Source organism: Acinetobacter sp. 228 (genome assembly GCF_048147885.1).
Window position 1 is genome coordinate 64,461 of record NZ_JAYWYV010000005.1, and the last position, 18,433, is coordinate 82,893.

An 18,433-nucleotide genomic window follows, 5' to 3' on the forward strand; every position below is an offset into this window, starting at 1 on the left:
AAAGCCAATCCGAAGGTCAGCTTTTTAAAGAGATTGGTCAATCCAATGATTAGATTAAGCAAATAATCCCTGAGATCGAGGCGATGAACACACAGAACATTACGATCACTTTAATTTTACTTGCCAGATAACTCAGGCTTAAGCCGACCACCAGTGCTGCAAAAGTCAGACTACCCAGCCAGTAACTGATCATATTGCTGACAGCTCCTGTTAACAGACACAGAATCAGGGAAATTATTAACAATATCCAACCGAGAATAGTCGCAAGTTGTGTTTTTGCAGGGTCAAGTTCTCTGTCAAAAATCTGTTTTTGATGTTTGGACATCGACGTGGCAAGCGCAAAGAAACCCAGTGAAGTTAAAGCCCAAATCATTAAGAAGAACATCATGCGTGATTCTCCTTGAGAGCAGCCTTGGCTTTTTTAGACGGCAAACCTTTATGGTTTTTTACTTTTTTAAATGAAAACCAGAACAGGATTGCAACAACCCACATCGCCAGATCAAAAGAAGCAATGACCCATTGACCATGCAAGATGCTATTCCAGATCGCCTGACCGCCGGTCATGAAATTCACGATTGGGAGCAAGGTAAATGCGGCAGTGGCGAGCAGTAATAGTTCCAGCCAGGCCTGACGATGACTGCGAATCATGGCATAAAGCAACGTCAGCAACCAGACAATAAAGAAGCTACGAATTTCCCAGTTCAAACGCATCTCCATGTCTGCCGGAATAAAGCGGTTGGCATAGAAATAGGCAGCACAGGCAATAGGTAAACCAATAATGGCAGCGATATTGGTGACTTCAACCACGCGATAGCCAAAGGATTTATAGCCTTGCTTCTGTTGCTGTGGTGCACGTTTAACACACCATAGAATCAAACCAGTCGCAATCATCAAGGTGCCGACCACACCTGACATGAACAATAACCAGCGTAAAGCCAGATCCACGCCACGTGCTTCATGCAATGTGGTGAATACATTATAAATACCATTTGCAACCGAAGGTGTTTTCAGTGTGGTTTGATCCGACTTTAATTCACCTGTTACGCCATTGAAAGCAAGGCTCGGATAAACATTGCGATAAGCTACGCTGACTCCGTTTAAAGCACGAAGTTCAATTTCAGCTTTTACGGTATTTGGCTGGATGATAGTTATCGTACCCACTGGATTATTTTTCCATTCTTTTTCGGCTATTGCCAAGATCGGAGTCAAATCGGTTAATGGTGCAGGAGGTGCAGCTTGCATTTCATCACGAGAGTGGCGACCTGTACCACGTGCAGACATTTCACCGCGCTCGTCACGATTTTCTCTCTCAGCTTGCGGTCGACGTTCTTTACTCTCACTACGGCCTTCACGGGATTCAGCTTGAATACTGGTGTTCTGAATCAAACTTTTACGTTGATCTTGAAGGAAAGCACCACGATTTTCATAAATCTGGTTTACGCCCCAAGGCATCAGGGTAAAGAGCAATAGTAATAAACCACTGAAGGTAATCATGATATGAAAGGGCAGGGCAAATACCGCAGTAGCATTATGTGCATCCAGCCAGGAACGCTGACCTTTGCCGGGACGAAAAGTAAAAAAATCCTTGAAAATTTTCTTATGGGTAATTACACCGCTGATGATTGCCACCAGCATGAGCAGGGTCGCAATGCCGACAATCCAGCGCCCCCAGATCCTTGGCAAACCATACAATTCAAAATGGAAGCGGTATAGGAAGGAGCCACCGCGTGTTTCACGCGCTTGCAAAACTTCGCCCGTGGCGCTGTCAATCGTCACGCGGGTACCGCCACGACGGGCACGCGGATCTTCGCCGGTACTACGAATAGTCAGGGTGGTGGTATTTTGGCGTGTGGTAGGAAGCTGGATCGCCCAGCTGCCAGCATTCCGATGGTGCTGTTGCAGATAAGCCAGTGCCACACGGGTTTGTTCGATTTGAGTCTTTGGTGGAACTGACTGATGAAATTCTGGTTTCATCCAGACGGTAATTTCGTTCTGGAAAAAACTTAAGGTTCCCGTTAAAAATATCGCATATAAAAGCCAGCCTAAAATCAGACTGGCCCAAGTATGCAACCATGCCATCGACTGGCGCGGCCCTTCGGGTTTTGCATCTATTCTCATTTTAATTTCCTAAAAGCTTATAGGCGATATAGAGCAAAACACCGGGAATCGCGATCCCGAGCGTAGCTTTGAGCGTTTTATTCACCATAAATACCCAAATAAATGCAGCGGTATTCAAGCTAAAGCCAATCAGGGTCGCGGACATGGCAGCACTGCTTCCACTGTCGATAAAAAGTTGGGCAATCACGATCGTTGCCAGTGTAGCCAGTAGATAACCGCCCACACCCGCCAGAATAAAGCGATATAAAATCATCCCACGGTAAGCCTGCATATTGGCTTTGACTTTATTTTTGCTTGATGGTTTCGGTGCAGTGACTGTTTCAGTCGCTATAGCTTGCATATTCGGACTATTCATCATCGAAAATTCTGTCTGTATACTTAAGAAAGTTATTTTATGAGAATGATAACAATTATTGTTTAGATTTTAAATATAGGTTGCTGAACTATTTATATGAAAAATAAGTAAAACTGGAAGTTGGGTTAAAAAGAGAGAAGGGAATAGAGTTAAAATAGATCAAAATATAAGGCTTAAAAATAAAAACAGCGGCTCGAGGGCCGCTGTCTACACTTCATTTATTCACGATTAGTCTTGCTGAATACCTGCAACCACCCAGTCCTGATTTGAACCTGCTGGTTTGGTGAAATGCCAGATTTCTGCGAACGGTTGCGGCAAGCTGTTTAAGTCTTCGCTTACCGTACCGGTAAAGCGTACGCTGACAATATACTGGCCATTGTCAGTCGATGAGTCGACGACCATCGCATTCAGATTTGAAAACTCGGCAACATCCTGATCCTGATTGCTCATGATGTCGTTATACATTGACTGATAAAGATCAGGAGTCAGATAACGCTGAATTTCAGAAATGTTGCTTGCTGTATTCATGGACTGAATATGGTTAAAACGCTGACGCGCTACACGCAAGAATGCAGCAGGTTCAGTACCATCCGGTAACTGGCTGCCACTTTGGGTATAAGCTGCACCAAAAGGCGCATTATTTACCGGAGCGGAACCAAGCGGAGCATTATTGCTTGACGTTTGACCACCCACGTTCTGGCCAAAAATATTGGTACTGTCACCACCGCGAGGTGCAGTCGGTGCCTGACCAAAAGGTGCTGTATTACCAGCACCGCTATTTGGTGCAAAAGGGTTAGAAGCTACTTTTTTTTTTGCGCTCATTTTACGGAAAATGAAGAAGGCAACAGCAGCAGCAAGAAGGATCCAGATCCAGCCCGGAATACCACCTTTTTCCTCTTCTGCTTGAGCAGCCTGAGCTTCAGATGCTGCTACACTTTGATCATCCGCCAAGGCATTGGCAGCAACTGCACCAATCGCAGCACCGGCTACACCCGCGGCCACCATACCGCCGACACCCGGACCAGATTTTTGCTGGGTTGCAGCACCGGCAACTGGCGCTTGTTGAGCAGGCGCAGTTTGACGAGGTTGTTGATAAGATTGAGTAGGTTGTGCAGAACGTTGCATGCCGTGACTTTTACCGCCACCGGCACGTTTTGCTTCAGCTGCAAAAGGCGCAACCAATAAAACTGCTGTCAAGAGACCTGTGATCAAACCGCGCTGTCGAACTTCCATTCATTTTTCCTATGAGAATAAAACCTGTTTGTACAGTCTATTTATATAGGCTTTGTGTGGAATTTCAATCAAAAATCTGTATTTTTTTGCTCTTTGTACCAAATAGGCCAGTTTACAGTTAGTTGAGTTCATCACTCAGCGCCATCGCCTCGCTTAAGGCTTCATGTAAACGCGCAACTGCAATAATTTGCACGCCTTCAATGGGTTTTTGCGGTGCATTGCCGCGAGGGACAATAATATATTTAAACCCATGTTTAATCGCTTCTTTTAGGCGTTCCTGGCCGTTCGGCACAGGACGAATCTCTCCAGACAGGCCGACTTCACCAAAAACCGCCAGCTGTTGCGGTAAGGCTTTGCCACGAATGCTGGAGGCGCAGGCGAGAAGTACCGCCAGATCCGAACCGGTTTCGGTGATTTTCAACCCACCGACGATATTGACATAAACATCCTGGCCGGAGGTTTGCACACCACCATGCCGATGCATGACTGCAAGGAGCATATTCAAGCGATTCTGATCCAGGCCAAGCGCTACACGTCGTGGTTGGCCATGTGCATCATCGACTAGGGCCTGAACTTCAACCAGGAGCGGGCGCGTACCTTCCCGGCTGATCATTACAATTGAGCCGGGAATCGCTTCATCATAACGGCTTAAAAAGATGGCTGAAGGATTGGAAACTTCGCGTAGACCTTTGTCGGTCATGCCGAACACACCGAGTTCATTAACCGCACCAAAACGGTTTTTGACCGCTCGGATCATCCTGTAACGTGAATCCGACTGGCCTTCAAAATACAGTACACAGTCGACCATATGTTCCAGTACACGTGGGCCGGCCAGTGCGCCTTCTTTGGTTACATGACCGACCAGAAACAAAGACGTGCCACTGTTTTTGGCAAAACGGGTCAATAGGGCCGCTGATTCACGAATCTGTGAGACACCACCCGGTGCAGATTGCAGGGTTTCGGTATACAAGGTTTGGATCGAGTCCAGGATTGCCACCGCAGGACGTTGCTGGGCCAGCACTTCACAAATACGTTCGACGCAGGTTTCTGCCATGACTTTGAGCTGGTCGGTCGGCAGATCCAGACGCTGGGCACGTAAAGCCACCTGAGACAAGGATTCCTCACCTGTCACATACAGGGCCGGATTTTTGGCAGATGCCATGTGCGTGGCTGTTTGTAGCAAGATGGTAGATTTACCAATCCCGGGATCACCGCCGATCAGGACCACCGAACCGGTCACCAGTCCGCCACCCAAGACCCGGTCAAATTCGCTGATACCCGTCGGAAGACGGGTTTCATGAGAGACTGAGACCTGATTTAAGGTAGTAATGCTAGACGCCTGGCCGGCGTATCCACCACCAATTTTTGGCTGGGCGCGATGCGTCACTGCCGGTGCAATGGTCACCTCAACCAGGCTGTTCCATTCCCCGCATTCAGAACACTGCCCCGACCATTTGGGATGATCGGCACCACATTGTTCACAACGATACACACTTTTTGCTTTAGCCATATTTGAAGATGAAGCGATTGAAATTGAGTGACAGCATAGCGGTGAATGCTATCGAAAACCAAGCCTTTCACCTGAAAAATCATGGTTTTTACGACAAGGTTTGTCGCTTTTATTTATGCTGATTTGAATACTGTGCGGTAACGCCGTCTATAATGCCCGTCTTGTTATGCTGGAATGGAACAGATCTTGTCACAATTGCTGAAACATATTGATGCGATCGCACGTGAAAAAAACCGTGATGTGTTATTTGTGCATTTTGATCATTATATACATCCAGATCGGAACGCAGACTCGGTTCGCCAAATGTTGATCGGCTGGCTAGAGCAACAGGGGATTGCCTATATGCCGTGTTTAGGTCTGGATCAAACCGTCCATAGTGAAATCTACCTGGGTGGGCTTTATCTGGATGTACCTTTTGATCTGCATCATAAAACCTATCAAAAACTGAGTGGATATCTGGAAGATGAACAGGGCAATATGAAAATTGAAGGCATTCAGTTCTTTGTTTTATCTTTAGGACTGGCACTGGAGCTTGAATCTGAGCGGGACAAGCTCGCCTGTAGTGGTTTACGTTGCTAAAATTTCATAATGAAAAATGGGAAAACTGAAGTATAAAAAAGCCACGATTTACGTGGCTTTTTTATATGTGAATTGAGTATTTACACAACTTATCTATTAATACAGCTCACCAGATTTACGTTTTGCAATGAAGTCTTTCGATTCTTTGACAATGACACCAGACAGTAATAATAATGCGATTAAGTTCGGCACCGCCATGAGGCCATTAAAGGTATCGGCGAATAGCCAGACCAGATCCAGGGTTGCAATGCAGCCGATAAACACTGAGGCAATATAAATAATGCGATAGGGCAAAACGAATTTTTCGCCAAGTAAATAGCTGGTACATTTTTCGCCATAGTAGCTCCAGCCCAAAATGGTGGAATAAGCGAAGAAAATGATCCCGAAAGTAACCACCCAGCCACCAATACCGGGTAGCAGCTTGTCGAATACACCGATGGTCAATACGGCACCGGTTTGGCCTCCGAATGAATTGCCTGCCATGATATAGCCCATGACCAGAACAATACCAGTGATTGAACAGACAATAATAGTGTCAATAAACGTACCGGTCATAGACACTAGACCTTGACGGGCCGGATGATCAGTTTTTGCTGCTGCGGCCGCAATTGGCGCAGAACCCATACCCGCTTCGTTGGAGAATACGCCACGTGCTACACCATAACGAATCGCCGCACCAATTGCACCGCCTACTGCAGCCTCTCCAGTAAAGGCATAGGTAAAGATGATTTTAAGCGCAGGAACGACCAGTTCGAGATTATTAAAAATAATAATTAATCCCCCTGCCACATAGCCTATAGCCATAATAGGAACAATCAGTGATGCTGCTCTGGAAATTGATTTAATCCCGCCCAAAATCACCAGTGCCGAAAAAGCGGTAATAATAATACCTGTCATCCAGGTTTCGATGCCCAAGCTGTTTTGCACTGCCAATGCTACGGTATTGGACTGTACGGAGCTACCAATACCAAAAGAGGCGATTGCCCCGAAAAAAGCAAAAATCAGCGCCAGCCATTTCCATTTCAGTCCGCGTTCGATGTAGTACATCGGGCCACCGGACATTTCACCTTTCTCATTTTTAATTCGGTATTTGACTGCCAGAACACCTTCACCGTATTTGGTCGCCATACCAAAAAGGGCCGTCATCCACATCCAGAACACAGCCCCTGGACCACCAAGAACACAGGCAGTGGCCACGCCGGCAATATTACCGGTACCAATCGTGGCAGAAAGTGCGGTCATGAGTGAAGCAAATTGGGAAATATCACCTGCGTGGTCTGGGTGCTTGCCAAAGACCTGTTTAAAAGCCAGTGGCAACATGCGGAACTGCCAGAACAATAAACGGAAGGTGAGGAATACCCCGGTACCGACAATCAGTACCAACATATAAGGGCCCCAGACCCAGCCGCTTAAAGTTTCCATTAAACTTTGTAAATTTTGCATAAAATTCTTCTTATGGATCCATGTTTGCGTCGTTCGAGATATTGATTAAAAAGCAATTGCTATGCCAGATGCCTTCATCCTGAGTGCATAAAATGGCTGAATAGTGTTCTATTTTTTACATAATTTTAGGGGTTTGACAAGAAATTACTGAAATCTTGCAGGTCGAAAATAAGGTAGAAATGGGTTTGGAGGGCGATATAAGAAAAATAAATTAACTTCTTCAATTAATCAGGAAATACAAATGATGTGATTTTTATTTTTGTATTCAGCATTTTTTACGTTAATTTGTCGCAAGTAAAATTCGAAGTTGTAATTAATAATGTCAGAAAACTATAACAATTCGTCGGCGGAGCACGATGAATTAAAGCGGAGTCTATCCAACCGGCACCTACAGCTAATTGCCATTGGGGGTGCCATCGGAACCGGCCTGTTTATGGGATCGGGTAAAACTATCAGTCTCGCAGGACCTTCGATTCTGGTGATCTATATGATCATCGGTTTTATGGTCTTTCTGGTGATGCGTGCACTGGGCGAGCTGTTACTTTCCAACTTGCAATATAAATCATTTATTGATTTTGCCACGGATCTGATTGGGCCTTGGGCGGGATACTTTGTTGGCTGGACCTACTGGTTGTGCTGGATCACCATCGGGATCGCAGATCTGTCCGCCATCATTTACTATCTGCAATTCTTTAATAATGGCTTGCCCTTTAGTCCTGAAGAGGGGGTAATGATCAGTATTGCCTCGATTGTGTTTATCATAGGCCTGAATCTGGTCACGGTAAAACTGTTTGGTGAAATGGAATTCTGGTTTGCCCTGGTCAAGATTATTGCCATTGTGGTGCTGATTGCCGTCGGCCTCTGGATGATCTTTACCGGATTCACTTCTGATGCTGGAACGGTCGCTTCATTTAGTCATATCTGGGATCATGGTGGGATATTCCCTACAGGTGCCATGGGCTTCCTTGCCGGTTTCCAGATTGCCATCTTTGCCTTTGTCGGGGTGGAGCTGGTGGGGACTACTGCGGCTGAAACCAAAGATCCAGAAAAGAACCTGCCAAAAGCGGTGAATTCTATTCCGATCCGTATCATTATTTTCTATGTTTTGGCATTGCTGATTGTGATGTCAGTGACACCCTGGAACCAGATTGACCCGAATGTTTCGCCCTTTGTAAACCTGTTCAGTCAGGCTGGCATTGCAGCGGCTGCGATTATCATGAATCTGGTGGTGTTGTCCTCGGTAATGTCATCAATGAACAGTGGCGTATTCTCGACCAGTCGTATGCTGTTTGGCCTGTCACGTGAAAAGCAGGCACCGGTGGCTTTTGGTCGCCTGAACCGTCGTGCGGTCCCTGCCAACGCCCTGTATTTCTCAGCGGTATGTTTGTTGCTGGGAGCAGCACTGCAGTATTTTGTTCCAAATACTGTCCGGGCATTTACCTTGGCCACGACTTTGTCCACGATTCTGTTTATCTGTGTCTGGATCATTATTATCTGGAGCTATATCGTGTATTACAAAACACGTCCGGAACTGCATGCCAAATCAACCTTTAAGTTGCCGGGCGGTCTGGTGACATGCTGGATGGTAATTATCTTCTTCCTCAGCATGATTGTGGTCTTGGCGCTGGAAGAAGATACCCGCCAGGCCCTAATGGTCAGCCCGATCTGGTTTATTTTGCTAGTCATTGGCTATTTTGGCTTCTATAAACAGAAACATAAATAAACCTTATCAATAAAAACGTCAGCGATCTGCTGGCGTTTTTTTTTGTCTAAAGATACTCTCTAGCGTTTAACGCTTGGGTCATGCTGAATGATCGCGTTATACTTCATCGAAACTATTACATTAGGTGGTCAGATGCGCCAAGTCATTTGCTACATCAGTATCTTAGCGACAGGTCTCGTTCTTGCAGGTTGTGGACAGTCAGGTGCTTTGCACTTGCCAAATGATCCGAATTACGACAAGCGGACCAAGTATCTGCTATACAAAAATACTGAAAATGAGTCCAAAGCGTCCGATGAAGAACGCGAGATACCCATGCCACAACAGTTTGCTGCACCTGCCGATTCAGACGTTAAAACCACACCATAACGCTTTCACAGAAAGGATACCTTCATGAGTTTCACCCGCATTAATGGGGTATTGCACGCTGAGCAATGTTCATTACAACAGCTCGCGGAGCAATTTGGCACACCACTCTATGTTTATTCCAAAGCCACTTTGGAAAAACATTTTTTAGATATGGACCGTGCTTTTAACTTTATCGATCATCAAATCTGTTTTGCGGTAAAGTCCAACTCTAATCTTGCGGTATTGAATGTATTGGCAAAGCAAGGTGCAGGTTTTGATATTGTGACCGGTGGTGAATTGGCCCGTGTGCTAAAAGCCGGTGGTGATGCATCGAAAATTGTATTTTCCGGTTTGGGTAAAACTGAAGCAGATATCAAAAAAGCTTTGGAAGTCGGGATCGCGTGTTTCAACGTAGAATCTTATGCCGAGCTGGATCGTATTCAAAAGGTGGCGGCTGAATTGAATGTCAAAGCACCGATTTCATTGCGCGTGAATCCGGATGTCGATGCCAAAACCCATCCTTATATTTCAACCGGTTTAAAAGAAAATAAATTCGGTATTCCATCGGATAGCGTGTTTGAAACCTATCAATATGCGGCATCATTGCCAAATCTGGATGTGGTCGGAATTGACTGCCATATCGGTTCACAGCTGACCGAAACCCAGCCATTTGTCGATGCACTGGATCGGGTTATTGTCATGATTGAGCAGTTAAAAGAGCTGGGCATCCACCTTAAGCACATCGATATTGGTGGCGGTCTGGGCGTGACGTATAAAGATGAAACCCCGCCGTCGGTTGAAGAATATGCCAACGCACTGCGTCCAGCTTTAGAAAAACTGGGCTTGAAGGTGTATATGGAGCCGGGACGCAGTATTTCTGCCAATGCGGGGGTGCTACTGACCAAAGTGGATCTACTCAAACCGACCAGTCACCGCAATTTCGCGATCATTGATGCAGCGATGAATGACCTGATTCGTCCAGCTTTGTATGAAGCATGGATGGACATTCAACCTGTTAGGCCGCGTACTGATGTCGAAAGCAAAGAATGGGATGTCGTGGGTGCCATCTGTGAAACTGGTGATTTCCTGGGTAAAGAGCGCAAGCTTGCGATCAAGGAAAATGATGTGCTGGCAGTGCTTGGTGCGGGTGCATACGGCTTTGTCATGAGTTCAAACTATAACAGCCGTGGCCGTGCTGCTGAGGTGATGGTCGACGCCGATCAGGCGCATCTGATTCGTGAACGTGAAACGATTGAATCCCTCTGGGAACGTGAGCGTTTATTGCCTTAAGGAGTAAATCAGGATGTTATTAGAATTTACCAAGATGCATGGCTTGGGCAATGACTTTATGGTAGTGGACCTGATCAGCCAGCGTGCTTATCTGGATACCCTGACGATTCAACGCCTGGCCAACCGTCACTTTGGGGTTGGTTTTGATCAGTTATTGATCGTTGAGCCGCCTGATATTCCGAGTGCAGACTTTAAATACCGGATTTTTAATGCTGATGGTTCGGAAGTGGAACAATGTGGCAACGGTGTGCGCTGTTTTGCCAAGTTTGTGCATGATCGGCAGTTGACCGCCAAAACCAAAATCAAGGTACAAACCAAGTCAGGTATTGTAGTACCAGAATTGGGCGCGAATGGCTGGGTGCGTGTGAATATGGGCTATCCAAAATTCCTGCCTCAGGAAATTCCATTTGTGGCTGATGCGCCGGAGAGCCTGTATGACATCGATCTTGCTGGCGGTGAAAAGCTGACGATTGATGTGGTGAATATGGGTAATCCGCATGCGGTGACGATTGTACCGGATGTGATTACTGCAGATGTCGCACGTATTGGTCCGCAGGTCGAGTCGCATGCGCGTTTCCCGGCACGGGTCAATGCCGGATTTATGCAGATTATTGATGAGAAACATGCACGTTTACGTGTATATGAACGTGGTGTAGGCGAGACCTTGGCCTGTGGTACAGGTGCCTGTGCAGCCGCAGTGTCTGGTATGCGCCGTGGTCTGCTGTCGAGCAAAGTCGAAATCGAACTTGCAGGTGGAAAGTTGCAGATTGAGTGGAAAGAAGGTGATGTGGTCTGGATGACTGGACCAACGGCTACCGTGTATGAAGGTCGTCTGGATTTACGTTATTTCCAGAGTTAAATTTCGTGCCGCTTGAGAAAAAAGCACTGTCTGATCGACGGTGCTTTTTTTATGCTAGGATGGGAAAAACCTTAGAATTTGAATGAGATGAATAAGCTTGTTTTCCTGCCGGGTGCCTCAGGAAGCCAGCACTTTTGGCAGCCATTAAAGGCAGCATTAACCGAATATACAGATCAGCAAGTCATTGCCTATCCAGGCTTTGATGGTGTAGCACCAAATTTAGCTATTCAAAACCTGCATGATCTGCAAGAATTCGTGAAAAAGCAAATTGAAGATGATTCCATTCTGATTGCCCAGTCTATGGGCGGGGTCTTGGCCATTGGGTTGGCACTTAAGCATCCACAGAAAGTCAAAGGGTTGGTATTGTTGGCGACATCTGGTGGTCTGGATTTAAAAACATTTCATTGTGCAGACTGGCGAACAGATTATCGTGAACTGTTTAAAACAGCACCGGACTGGTTTGAACAAGACCAAACTGAATTTAGCCGCCTTCAGCTCGCAAGTCTGGACGTTCCGATCTTGCTGATCTGGGGCGATCATGATCCTTTAAGCACTGTTCAGCTTGGACAATACTTGGCAGGAATTTTTAAAAATGCAAAATTGCATATTATTAAAGGTGGAGATCATTTCTTTGCTAGCACTCATGCAGATCAGGTTGCAATGCTGATTCAAGATTATCTGGAGCAACTCTAAATGGAGCAAGCAGTGATTGTCCCACCTCAACTCTTGCTTAACATGTGGCTGAAAGAACGTGAAATTCAAAACCAGTCCAAACATACCTTGCAAGCTTATGGGCGTGATGTCTCGGATTTTTTAGAGTTTTGCCAGCGTGAACAGCTCAATTTAAACGATGTGGAAGCCACCGATTTACGCCAGTTTCTGGCTGAGAAAGTCGAACAGCATCAACTGAGTCCCAGCAGCATGCAACGTATGCTTTCGGCCATTCGCCAGTTTATGAAATGGGCCGAGCAGGCTCAGCATATGGCTTTTAATCCTGCGGATGATTTTCAGTTAAAACGTCAATCGCGCCCTTTGCCGGGCATGGTGGATATTGAAACCGTCAACCAGATTATTGATCAGCCTGCGCCTGACAATGAAATACAGCAGCAAATGTGGCTCCGGGACAAAGCGATTTTGGAATTGCTTTATTCGAGTGGGTTGCGTCTGGCAGAACTGCAAAGCCTGAGAATTAAAGATATTGATTTCAACCGGCAGTTATTACGCATTACTGGTAAAGGCAATAAGACCCGGATTGTGCCTTTTGGCTCCAAGGCCAAAGACAGCGTGATGGCCTGGTTGCAAGTCTATCCCTTATGGAATGGTGATTTTGTGCCGGAGGCGAACGTATTTATTACCCAGAAAGGCAATCCGCTCGGTGCAAGACAGATTGAGAATCGGGTCAAATTTCAGGCGCAGCGTGCAGGCGTCAATGTGGATCTGCATCCGCATTTGTTAAGACATTGTTTCGCGAGTCACATGTTATCCAATAGCCGGGACTTACGCGCCGTGCAGGAAATGCTGGGTCACAGCAATTTAACCACTACGCAAATTTATACCCATGTCGATTTTGATCATCTGGCTCAAATTTATGATCAGGCTCATCCGCGTGCGCAACATAAAGAAGATTGATCATATGCCAGGTTTTAAGGAATAGAGATCATAAAAAATGTATTTTTGGCACAAAACTTTCATATATAAACCTTAAAATGGAATTCAACTGAACATTGGCGTTGGGATGGGCATTTCACTATTGTCTTATTCGTTAAATGCGCCATTTCAGGTATAACAATAAATACTATTTAATATTTAAAATGAAATATTACTGAGCAGAGTCTCAGTATTTGACCGATGGGAGGCAATATGGATACACTGGTAATTGCGGACATAGAACAAAAATATGCACAGTTAAGTGAGGCTCAAAAAGAAATGTTTGCCGGTTATGGTTTGCGGCAAATCAAGCATTTTGTGGACATTAGCTTACCCAATCTTGAAGCGACTTTGCCTGAAGGTGCCATTATTCAAGGCATTAATGCCGATGGTAAAGTTCAGGCATTTAACGCGAGCACCGGACAATACTATTTATGGATTTCTGACCTGCAATGGCAATTGTCGAATCGTGCGACACAGGCAGTCGACTTAAAAGAAGATGCAGTTGCGATTTGGCAAATTTTTGAGTTGGCAAACTATGAACTGGTGGATTTAAGCCATGTACATCGTGATTTTTTGGCACAAGAAACTCATTAAATGTTCCTACAGCTACCATAATATAAAAAATTAAGACTCGGGCTGTATTCTGGTTTTGCTCAAGAGGAGAGGGTTGTCTTTAAGCATATAAGCCCAGGCAACCTCACTTTTATCTTTTAATAAAACTTGCAGCTTAGTTAATTTCAGTCCAGCTTCGGATTAAAGATACTGTTCAGAATTAAAATTAAACCTATGCCAGCGTCGCTACTTGTAATTCATTCTTTTATAGATCTTCTAAAGGCAGCTGGAAACTCTGTTTGATAATCTGGCTGGGTAAATCCGTTTTGACACTGGTAATGCCATTTTTTTTGGTCAGATGAGTCGACTGGAATTTCCGGTAACTTTCCAGATCAGGCACCACGACTTTCAGCATCGCATCACTTTCCCCCAGAATAATGTAGCACTCCATCACTTGCGGCAGTTCTTTCATTGCTTCAATAAAGGTGTCGATGGTTTCGGCATCCTGACCGACCAGCCAGATGCGCGAAAATAGGATCAACTGAAACCCAATTTTTTGTTGATCAACGATAGTGGTGTAATTCTGAATGACACCTGCATCTTCCAGTAATTTTACCCGGCGCAAACAGGATGATGGTGAAAGTCCGATTTCCCGTGCCAGATCATTATTCTGAATACGGCCGTTGGCTTGTAAGTAACGAATGATATTTTTATCAATCCGATCAAGTTTTACCCGCACAGACTTGGTGGATATTTTCATAAATTAGAATAATATTCGAAAAATGAAATTTATTATAGAATAAAAAGAAAGCCAATTTTATAAAAAATCACAGATACTTATTGCATTTTCTGGAGTTTGAAAGGAAAAGGAAATGTCTGTATTTGCACTCTTTGCACTGACCGTGCTTCCCCTGGTTTTTACGCCTGGACCCGATATGTTGTTTATCCTGTCTCAAGTGATGGGTAAAGATGCAAAAGCAGGCATGATGGCAACCGTAGGAGTGTGTTGCGGTTATCTGGTGCATTCGATCCTGGTAGCGCTAGGTATTGCCGCCATCATTGTTTCTTTTCCTGTACTGTTTGAAACCATTCGCTGGCTCGGGATCGCGTATCTGTTGTATCTGGCTTTTGGTTTGCTTAAATCGGTATTCAGTAAAAATGCGCTAAATATTGAGAAAAAAACTTCGCCCAATCCGATTCAAAAAGGATTTTTTACTGCCCTGTTAAATCCAAAAGGCATGCTAATCTATTTTGCAATTTTACCGCAGTTTATTGATAAGTCGGCCAATACAGTGAGCCAGGGTTTGATTCTTTCTTTTATTTTTATCAGTCTTATTTTTGTGGTGTATTGTGGCTTAAGTATTCTATTCAGCAAAATCAGCCAGAAAACTCAAATAGATGAACGTAAACAAAAATGGGTGGATGGAACTTCGGGTGGTTTACTGGCACTTGCCGCAAGCTGGCTCATCATCAATTAATTGGATCCCGAAAAGCATACTGTTCGCAGTATGCTTTTTTATGATTGAGAAAATTTGAAAAGAAGTAATTACTTTTGTCAGAGTCGGATGAATGTACTGGTTTATTATTTATTCAATTTGTCTATATATTGGGTTTAATTCGCTCTCAATAAGATTTCTGTCTAAAGTGACAAAAGCTGACCTATCTATATTCCGGCTGTTTTGCTTCAAGCGCCTTTAAATCAATTTAAATTTAAAATCATCAATCAAAACTTCTGATGTGATTAATCAGATAAAAAAATAATATAAATCAATGGTTAAATTTTAAGTAAATATCGATAAATTTCATTGTAATAAAACGATAACAATTAATTGTGAACGCATCGTTCAGGGAAAATTACGCATTTTTACAGCTCTTTGTTGAATTGTGACTTGACCGAAATGCCGTACACATTGCAAGATAGGGCACCTAAAAAAATTTAAGTGAAGAGTTACACTAACTTTTCTCAACATTTACATTTGCTAAAACAGCCGAGGATTACATGAAGGCTCTTGTTGCTGTAAAACGTGTGGTTGATGCCAACGTTAAAGTTCGTGTTAAACCGGACAACAGTGGTGTTGACTTAACTAACGTTAAAATGTCAATTAATCCATTCTGTGAAATCGCAGTGGAAGAAGCGGTTCGTTTAAAAGAAAAAGGAACTGTTTCAGAAATCATTGTTGTTTCTATTGGTCCTAAAGAAGCTCAAGAACAAATCCGTTCTGCAATGGCGCTTGGTGCTGACCGCGGTATTCTGGTTGAAGCTGATGACAGCCAACTAGGTGCGCTGGAAGTCGCTAAAATTCTGAAAGGCGTTGTTGATGCTGAGCAACCACAATTGATCCTTCTAGGCAAGCAAGCGATTGATGACGACTCTAATCAGGTTGGTCAGATGCTGGGTGCTTTATTGGGTGCAGGTCAGGGTACATTCGCTTCTGAAGTGAAAGTAGACGGCGATAAAGTACAAGTAACACGTGAAATTGACGGTGGTTTACAAACTGTTGAGCTGACACTTCCAGCAATCATTACCACTGACTTGCGTTTGAATGAGCCACGTTATGCGGCACTTCCAAACATCATGAAAGCGCGTAAAAAACCGCTTGATACCAAGTCACCTGCAGATTTCGGTGTAACCACTACAACTAAACTGAAAACAGTGAAAGTTGAATCTCCTGCAGAGCGTAAAGCTGGCGTACAAGTGAAGTCTGTAGACGAACTTGTAGAAAAATTGAAAAACGAAGCGAAAGTGATCTAATACAGAAGGATAAAAATCATGAGTATTTTAGTTATCGCTGAGCACGACAACAAAGCATTAAACGCTGCTACTCTAAACGTTGTTGCTGCGGCGCAAAAAATCGGTGGTGATATCACTGTATTGGTGGCTGGTTCTGGCGCTCAGGCAGTTGCTGACCAGGCGGCTAAAGTTGCAGGCGTAAGCAAAGTATTGCTTGCTGATGATGCGGCTTATGCAAACCAGTTAGCGGAAAACGTAGCAAAACTGATTGCAGAATTGGGCAAAGATTATAGCCATATCCTTGCTGCTTCTACCACGACTGGTAAAAACATTTTGCCGCGTGCTGCTGCGCTTCTTGATGTAAGCATGATTACTGACATCATTGCGGTAGATGGTCCTAAGACTTTTAAACGCCCAATCTATGCCGGTAATGCGATTGCGACTGTAGAATCAGGCGAAAACATCGTATTGGCGACTGTTCGTGGTACGGCATTTGATGCTGTAGCTGCTGAAGGTGGTTCTGCTGCGGTTGAAGCTATTGCTTCTACTGGTGATGCCGGTATTTCTAAGTTTATTAACGAAGAAATCGTAAAATCTGAACGTCCTGAACTGACAGCTGCACGTATTGTCGTTTCTGGTGGTCGTGGTGTAGGTTCTGGCGAAAACTATCACAAAATCCTTGATCCGCTAGCTGATAAGCTTGGTGCTGCTCAAGGCGCGTCACGTGCTGCAGTAGATGCCGGCTTCGTACCAAACGATATGCAAGTGGGTCAAACTGGTAAAATCGTTGCACCTGACCTGTACATCGCTGTAGGTATTTCTGGTGCGATTCAGCATTTGGCTGGTATGAAAGAGTCTAAAGTGATCGTTGCGATCAACAAAGATGAAGAAGCACCAATTAACGCAGTTGCTGACTACTGGTTAGTAGGTGACTTGAATGCTGTTATTCCTGAATTGGTTTCTAAAATCTAATTTCTGAATTAGCTTCAAAAAAACGCTTTTGTGCGAATAGTGAAAGTAATCTTTTACTGTTTTGTGCAAGGGCGTTTTTTATTGATTTTTTAAAAATACTCGGCAGTCGAAACTAGAGTATGTCATTTGGATGAAAAGTGATAAAATCCCGGTTTGATTTTTCTCCTGTTTCTCATCATGTCCTTTTCTAAAACCGCACATATCCTGTTCATTAGTTTCCTGCTGATCGCGCTTTATCTGGGGATCTGTATTCATACCGCCTTGAATGCACCGATTCCGGTGACCCAGTATTTGTTTAGTGAATCAGGTGCTTTTGAAGTTATGAGCCCATGGCTCTGGTACTTGCTGGCAGTGCTATGTTTGCTGAATGTTGAAATCAAGCCTGATACCCGGGTGTTTGCAGCTTTAGCGGCAGTATTGCTGGGGTTACGGGAAATGGATTTTCACAAGCGCCTGTTCGACATCAGCTTCATCAAAACGAATTTCTATCGCAGTGCTGAAATTCCGCTCATGGATAAGCTGCTTGGATTTATTTTGTTGCTCGGAATTATTTTTGTCTTTCTGGTGCTGGCGAAAAAACTGGTGCAAACCGTACGAAGTATGAAAGATTCCTTAAATATTGCACATTTTTTTATCTTTCTTACCATTGTCTGTGGTGGACTGAGCAAGGTGCTGGATCGTACGACCTCAACCCTGAAAGAAGAGTTTGGAATCGAGTTGCTAAAACATAGTCAAGTCATGATTATGACGATCGAGGAAGGGGTGGAGATGTTGTTGCCAATTCTATTGATTGTTGCAGTTTTAAGCTACCGTAGAGTATTGAATCAGCCTCACTAAAAAACATATAAAAAAACGCTAAAGATACGCCAGTAAATTGGCGTATCTTTTTTTGTATTATTCTATTTTTGCACAATTTAAAGATTAAAAAGAAGTGGATCGGACTGACTGATTTTTGCTTTTTAAATAATAAGAAAATGATCACTAAAATGAAGATAATTAACAAGGTTAAGCCGAATATTTCGACACAAAAATACAAGTGTGTATGCTATAATTTAGGGCTGTATTTTAGTTTT

At 44.2% G+C, this 18,433-nt stretch carries 19 protein-coding genes; 12 read left to right on the forward strand and 7 right to left on the reverse strand.

The window, feature by feature from the left end; all coding sequences use genetic code 11:
- Positions 1-49 precede the first annotated feature (49 nt).
- From VXQ92_RS05555 to radA, 5 genes are all read right to left on the reverse strand, one after another.
- Positions 50-388, reverse strand: a complete 339-nt coding sequence (locus VXQ92_RS05555; protein WP_416680785.1) for a DUF3325 family protein — start codon at positions 386-388, stop codon at positions 50-52.
- On the reverse strand, positions 385-2,118 hold the full coding sequence (locus VXQ92_RS05560; protein ID WP_416680786.1) for a PepSY-associated TM helix domain-containing protein: 1,734 nt from the start codon (positions 2,116-2,118) through the stop codon (positions 385-387). The genes VXQ92_RS05555 and VXQ92_RS05560 overlap by 4 nt, the downstream gene beginning before the upstream one ends.
- Before the next feature lies 1 nt (position 2,119).
- Positions 2,120-2,476 carry a hypothetical protein gene (locus tag VXQ92_RS05565; RefSeq protein ID WP_416680787.1) on the reverse strand — a complete coding sequence of 119 codons (357 nt, stop codon included), beginning with the start codon at positions 2,474-2,476 and terminating at the stop codon, positions 2,120-2,122.
- Positions 2,477-2,701: 225 nt separating this feature from the next.
- The gene (locus VXQ92_RS05570; RefSeq protein WP_416680788.1) at positions 2,702-3,706 is read right to left on the reverse strand and encodes a Tim44 domain-containing protein; all 1,005 of its coding nucleotides are present in this window, start codon (positions 3,704-3,706) and stop codon (positions 2,702-2,704) included.
- Between the two features lie 118 nt (positions 3,707-3,824).
- Positions 3,825-5,216, reverse strand: a complete 1,392-nt coding sequence (gene radA, locus VXQ92_RS05575; RefSeq protein ID WP_004645722.1) for a DNA repair protein RadA — start codon at positions 5,214-5,216, stop codon at positions 3,825-3,827.
- 174 nt (positions 5,217-5,390) lie between these two features.
- Between radA and VXQ92_RS05580 the strand changes: the two genes are divergently transcribed.
- On the forward strand, positions 5,391-5,795 hold the full coding sequence (locus VXQ92_RS05580) for a hypothetical protein (RefSeq protein ID WP_064096295.1): 405 nt from the start codon (positions 5,391-5,393) through the stop codon (positions 5,793-5,795).
- 96 nt (positions 5,796-5,891) lie between these two features.
- On the opposite strand, the gene VXQ92_RS05585 is transcribed toward VXQ92_RS05580, so the two are convergent.
- Complete coding sequence (locus VXQ92_RS05585) at positions 5,892-7,238, reverse strand: alanine/glycine:cation symporter family protein (RefSeq protein ID WP_064102830.1); 1,347 nt, start codon at positions 7,236-7,238, stop codon at positions 5,892-5,894.
- 319 nt (positions 7,239-7,557) lie between these two features.
- Here VXQ92_RS05585 and VXQ92_RS05590 point away from each other — a divergent pair, with 319 nt between their 5' ends.
- The 7 genes from VXQ92_RS05590 (at position 7,558) to VXQ92_RS05620 (ending at position 13,699) form a co-directional block, all read left to right on the forward strand.
- On the forward strand, positions 7,558-8,961 hold the full coding sequence (locus tag VXQ92_RS05590) for an amino acid permease (protein WP_064102829.1): 1,404 nt from the start codon (positions 7,558-7,560) through the stop codon (positions 8,959-8,961).
- A gap of 132 nt (positions 8,962-9,093) precedes the next feature.
- Positions 9,094-9,327: an LPS translocon maturation chaperone LptM gene (gene lptM, locus VXQ92_RS05595; RefSeq protein ID WP_144724626.1), complete on the forward strand. Its 234-nt coding sequence runs from the start codon at positions 9,094-9,096 to the stop codon at positions 9,325-9,327.
- Between the two features lie 24 nt (positions 9,328-9,351).
- Positions 9,352-10,596 carry a diaminopimelate decarboxylase gene (lysA, locus tag VXQ92_RS05600; RefSeq protein WP_416680789.1) on the forward strand — a complete coding sequence of 415 codons (1,245 nt, stop codon included), beginning with the start codon at positions 9,352-9,354 and terminating at the stop codon, positions 10,594-10,596.
- Positions 10,597-10,609: 13 nt separating this feature from the next.
- Positions 10,610-11,455 carry a diaminopimelate epimerase gene (dapF, locus tag VXQ92_RS05605; protein WP_416680790.1) on the forward strand — a complete coding sequence of 282 codons (846 nt, stop codon included), beginning with the start codon at positions 10,610-10,612 and terminating at the stop codon, positions 11,453-11,455.
- An 87-nt stretch (positions 11,456-11,542) separates the two neighbouring features.
- Complete coding sequence (locus VXQ92_RS05610; protein ID WP_416680791.1) at positions 11,543-12,148, forward strand: alpha/beta fold hydrolase; 606 nt, start codon at positions 11,543-11,545, stop codon at positions 12,146-12,148.
- Positions 12,149-13,084 carry a site-specific tyrosine recombinase/integron integrase gene (gene xerA, locus VXQ92_RS05615; protein ID WP_416680792.1) on the forward strand — a complete coding sequence of 312 codons (936 nt, stop codon included), beginning with the start codon at positions 12,149-12,151 and terminating at the stop codon, positions 13,082-13,084.
- A gap of 231 nt (positions 13,085-13,315) precedes the next feature.
- Entirely contained in the window at positions 13,316-13,699 is a 384-nt protein-coding gene (locus VXQ92_RS05620; protein WP_064096288.1) for a hypothetical protein, read from the forward strand.
- A 223-nt stretch (positions 13,700-13,922) separates the two neighbouring features.
- On the opposite strand, the gene VXQ92_RS05625 is transcribed toward VXQ92_RS05620, so the two are convergent.
- The gene (locus VXQ92_RS05625; protein WP_064096287.1) at positions 13,923-14,417 is read right to left on the reverse strand and encodes an Lrp/AsnC family transcriptional regulator; all 495 of its coding nucleotides are present in this window, start codon (positions 14,415-14,417) and stop codon (positions 13,923-13,925) included.
- A gap of 112 nt (positions 14,418-14,529) precedes the next feature.
- On the opposite strand from VXQ92_RS05625, the gene VXQ92_RS05630 reads away from it, so the two are divergent.
- From VXQ92_RS05630 to VXQ92_RS05645, 4 genes are all read left to right on the forward strand, one after another.
- Complete coding sequence (locus VXQ92_RS05630; protein ID WP_416680793.1) at positions 14,530-15,135, forward strand: LysE family translocator; 606 nt, start codon at positions 14,530-14,532, stop codon at positions 15,133-15,135.
- 521 nt (positions 15,136-15,656) lie between these two features.
- On the forward strand, positions 15,657-16,409 hold the full coding sequence (locus VXQ92_RS05635) for an electron transfer flavoprotein subunit beta/FixA family protein (protein ID WP_064096285.1): 753 nt from the start codon (positions 15,657-15,659) through the stop codon (positions 16,407-16,409).
- An 18-nt stretch (positions 16,410-16,427) separates the two neighbouring features.
- Positions 16,428-17,360, forward strand: a complete 933-nt coding sequence (locus VXQ92_RS05640; RefSeq protein WP_064096284.1) for an FAD-binding protein — start codon at positions 16,428-16,430, stop codon at positions 17,358-17,360.
- Between the two features lie 177 nt (positions 17,361-17,537).
- Positions 17,538-18,197 carry a hypothetical protein gene (locus VXQ92_RS05645; RefSeq protein ID WP_416680794.1) on the forward strand — a complete coding sequence of 220 codons (660 nt, stop codon included), beginning with the start codon at positions 17,538-17,540 and terminating at the stop codon, positions 18,195-18,197.
- Positions 18,198-18,433 lie beyond the last annotated feature (236 nt).

Bases quoted from the DNA above. Each gene is read 5' to 3' on its own strand.
- VXQ92_RS05555 (WP_416680785.1), bottom strand. From the start codon at position 388: ATGATGTTCTTCTTAATGATTTGGGCTTTAACTTCACTGGGTTTCTTT.
- VXQ92_RS05560 (WP_416680786.1), bottom strand. From the start codon at position 2,118: ATGAGAATAGATGCAAAACCCGAAGGGCCGCGCCAGTCGATGGCATGG.
- VXQ92_RS05565 (WP_416680787.1), bottom strand. From the start codon at position 2,476: ATGATGAATAGTCCGAATATGCAAGCTATAGCGACTGAAACAGTCACT.
- VXQ92_RS05570 (WP_416680788.1), bottom strand. From the start codon at position 3,706: ATGGAAGTTCGACAGCGCGGTTTGATCACAGGTCTCTTGACAGCAGTT.
- radA (WP_004645722.1), bottom strand. From the start codon at position 5,216: ATGGCTAAAGCAAAAAGTGTGTATCGTTGTGAACAATGTGGTGCCGAT.
- VXQ92_RS05580 (WP_064096295.1), top strand. From the start codon at position 5,391: ATGGAACAGATCTTGTCACAATTGCTGAAACATATTGATGCGATCGCA.
- VXQ92_RS05585 (WP_064102830.1), bottom strand. From the start codon at position 7,238: ATGCAAAATTTACAAAGTTTAATGGAAACTTTAAGCGGCTGGGTCTGG.
- VXQ92_RS05590 (WP_064102829.1), top strand. From the start codon at position 7,558: ATGTCAGAAAACTATAACAATTCGTCGGCGGAGCACGATGAATTAAAG.
- lptM (WP_144724626.1), top strand. From the start codon at position 9,094: ATGCGCCAAGTCATTTGCTACATCAGTATCTTAGCGACAGGTCTCGTT.
- lysA (WP_416680789.1), top strand. From the start codon at position 9,352: ATGAGTTTCACCCGCATTAATGGGGTATTGCACGCTGAGCAATGTTCA.
- dapF (WP_416680790.1), top strand. From the start codon at position 10,610: ATGTTATTAGAATTTACCAAGATGCATGGCTTGGGCAATGACTTTATG.
- VXQ92_RS05610 (WP_416680791.1), top strand. From the start codon at position 11,543: ATGAATAAGCTTGTTTTCCTGCCGGGTGCCTCAGGAAGCCAGCACTTT.
- xerA (WP_416680792.1), top strand. From the start codon at position 12,149: ATGGAGCAAGCAGTGATTGTCCCACCTCAACTCTTGCTTAACATGTGG.
- VXQ92_RS05620 (WP_064096288.1), top strand. From the start codon at position 13,316: ATGGATACACTGGTAATTGCGGACATAGAACAAAAATATGCACAGTTA.
- VXQ92_RS05625 (WP_064096287.1), bottom strand. From the start codon at position 14,417: ATGAAAATATCCACCAAGTCTGTGCGGGTAAAACTTGATCGGATTGAT.
- VXQ92_RS05630 (WP_416680793.1), top strand. From the start codon at position 14,530: ATGTCTGTATTTGCACTCTTTGCACTGACCGTGCTTCCCCTGGTTTTT.
- VXQ92_RS05635 (WP_064096285.1), top strand. From the start codon at position 15,657: ATGAAGGCTCTTGTTGCTGTAAAACGTGTGGTTGATGCCAACGTTAAA.
- VXQ92_RS05640 (WP_064096284.1), top strand. From the start codon at position 16,428: ATGAGTATTTTAGTTATCGCTGAGCACGACAACAAAGCATTAAACGCT.
- VXQ92_RS05645 (WP_416680794.1), top strand. From the start codon at position 17,538: ATGTCCTTTTCTAAAACCGCACATATCCTGTTCATTAGTTTCCTGCTG.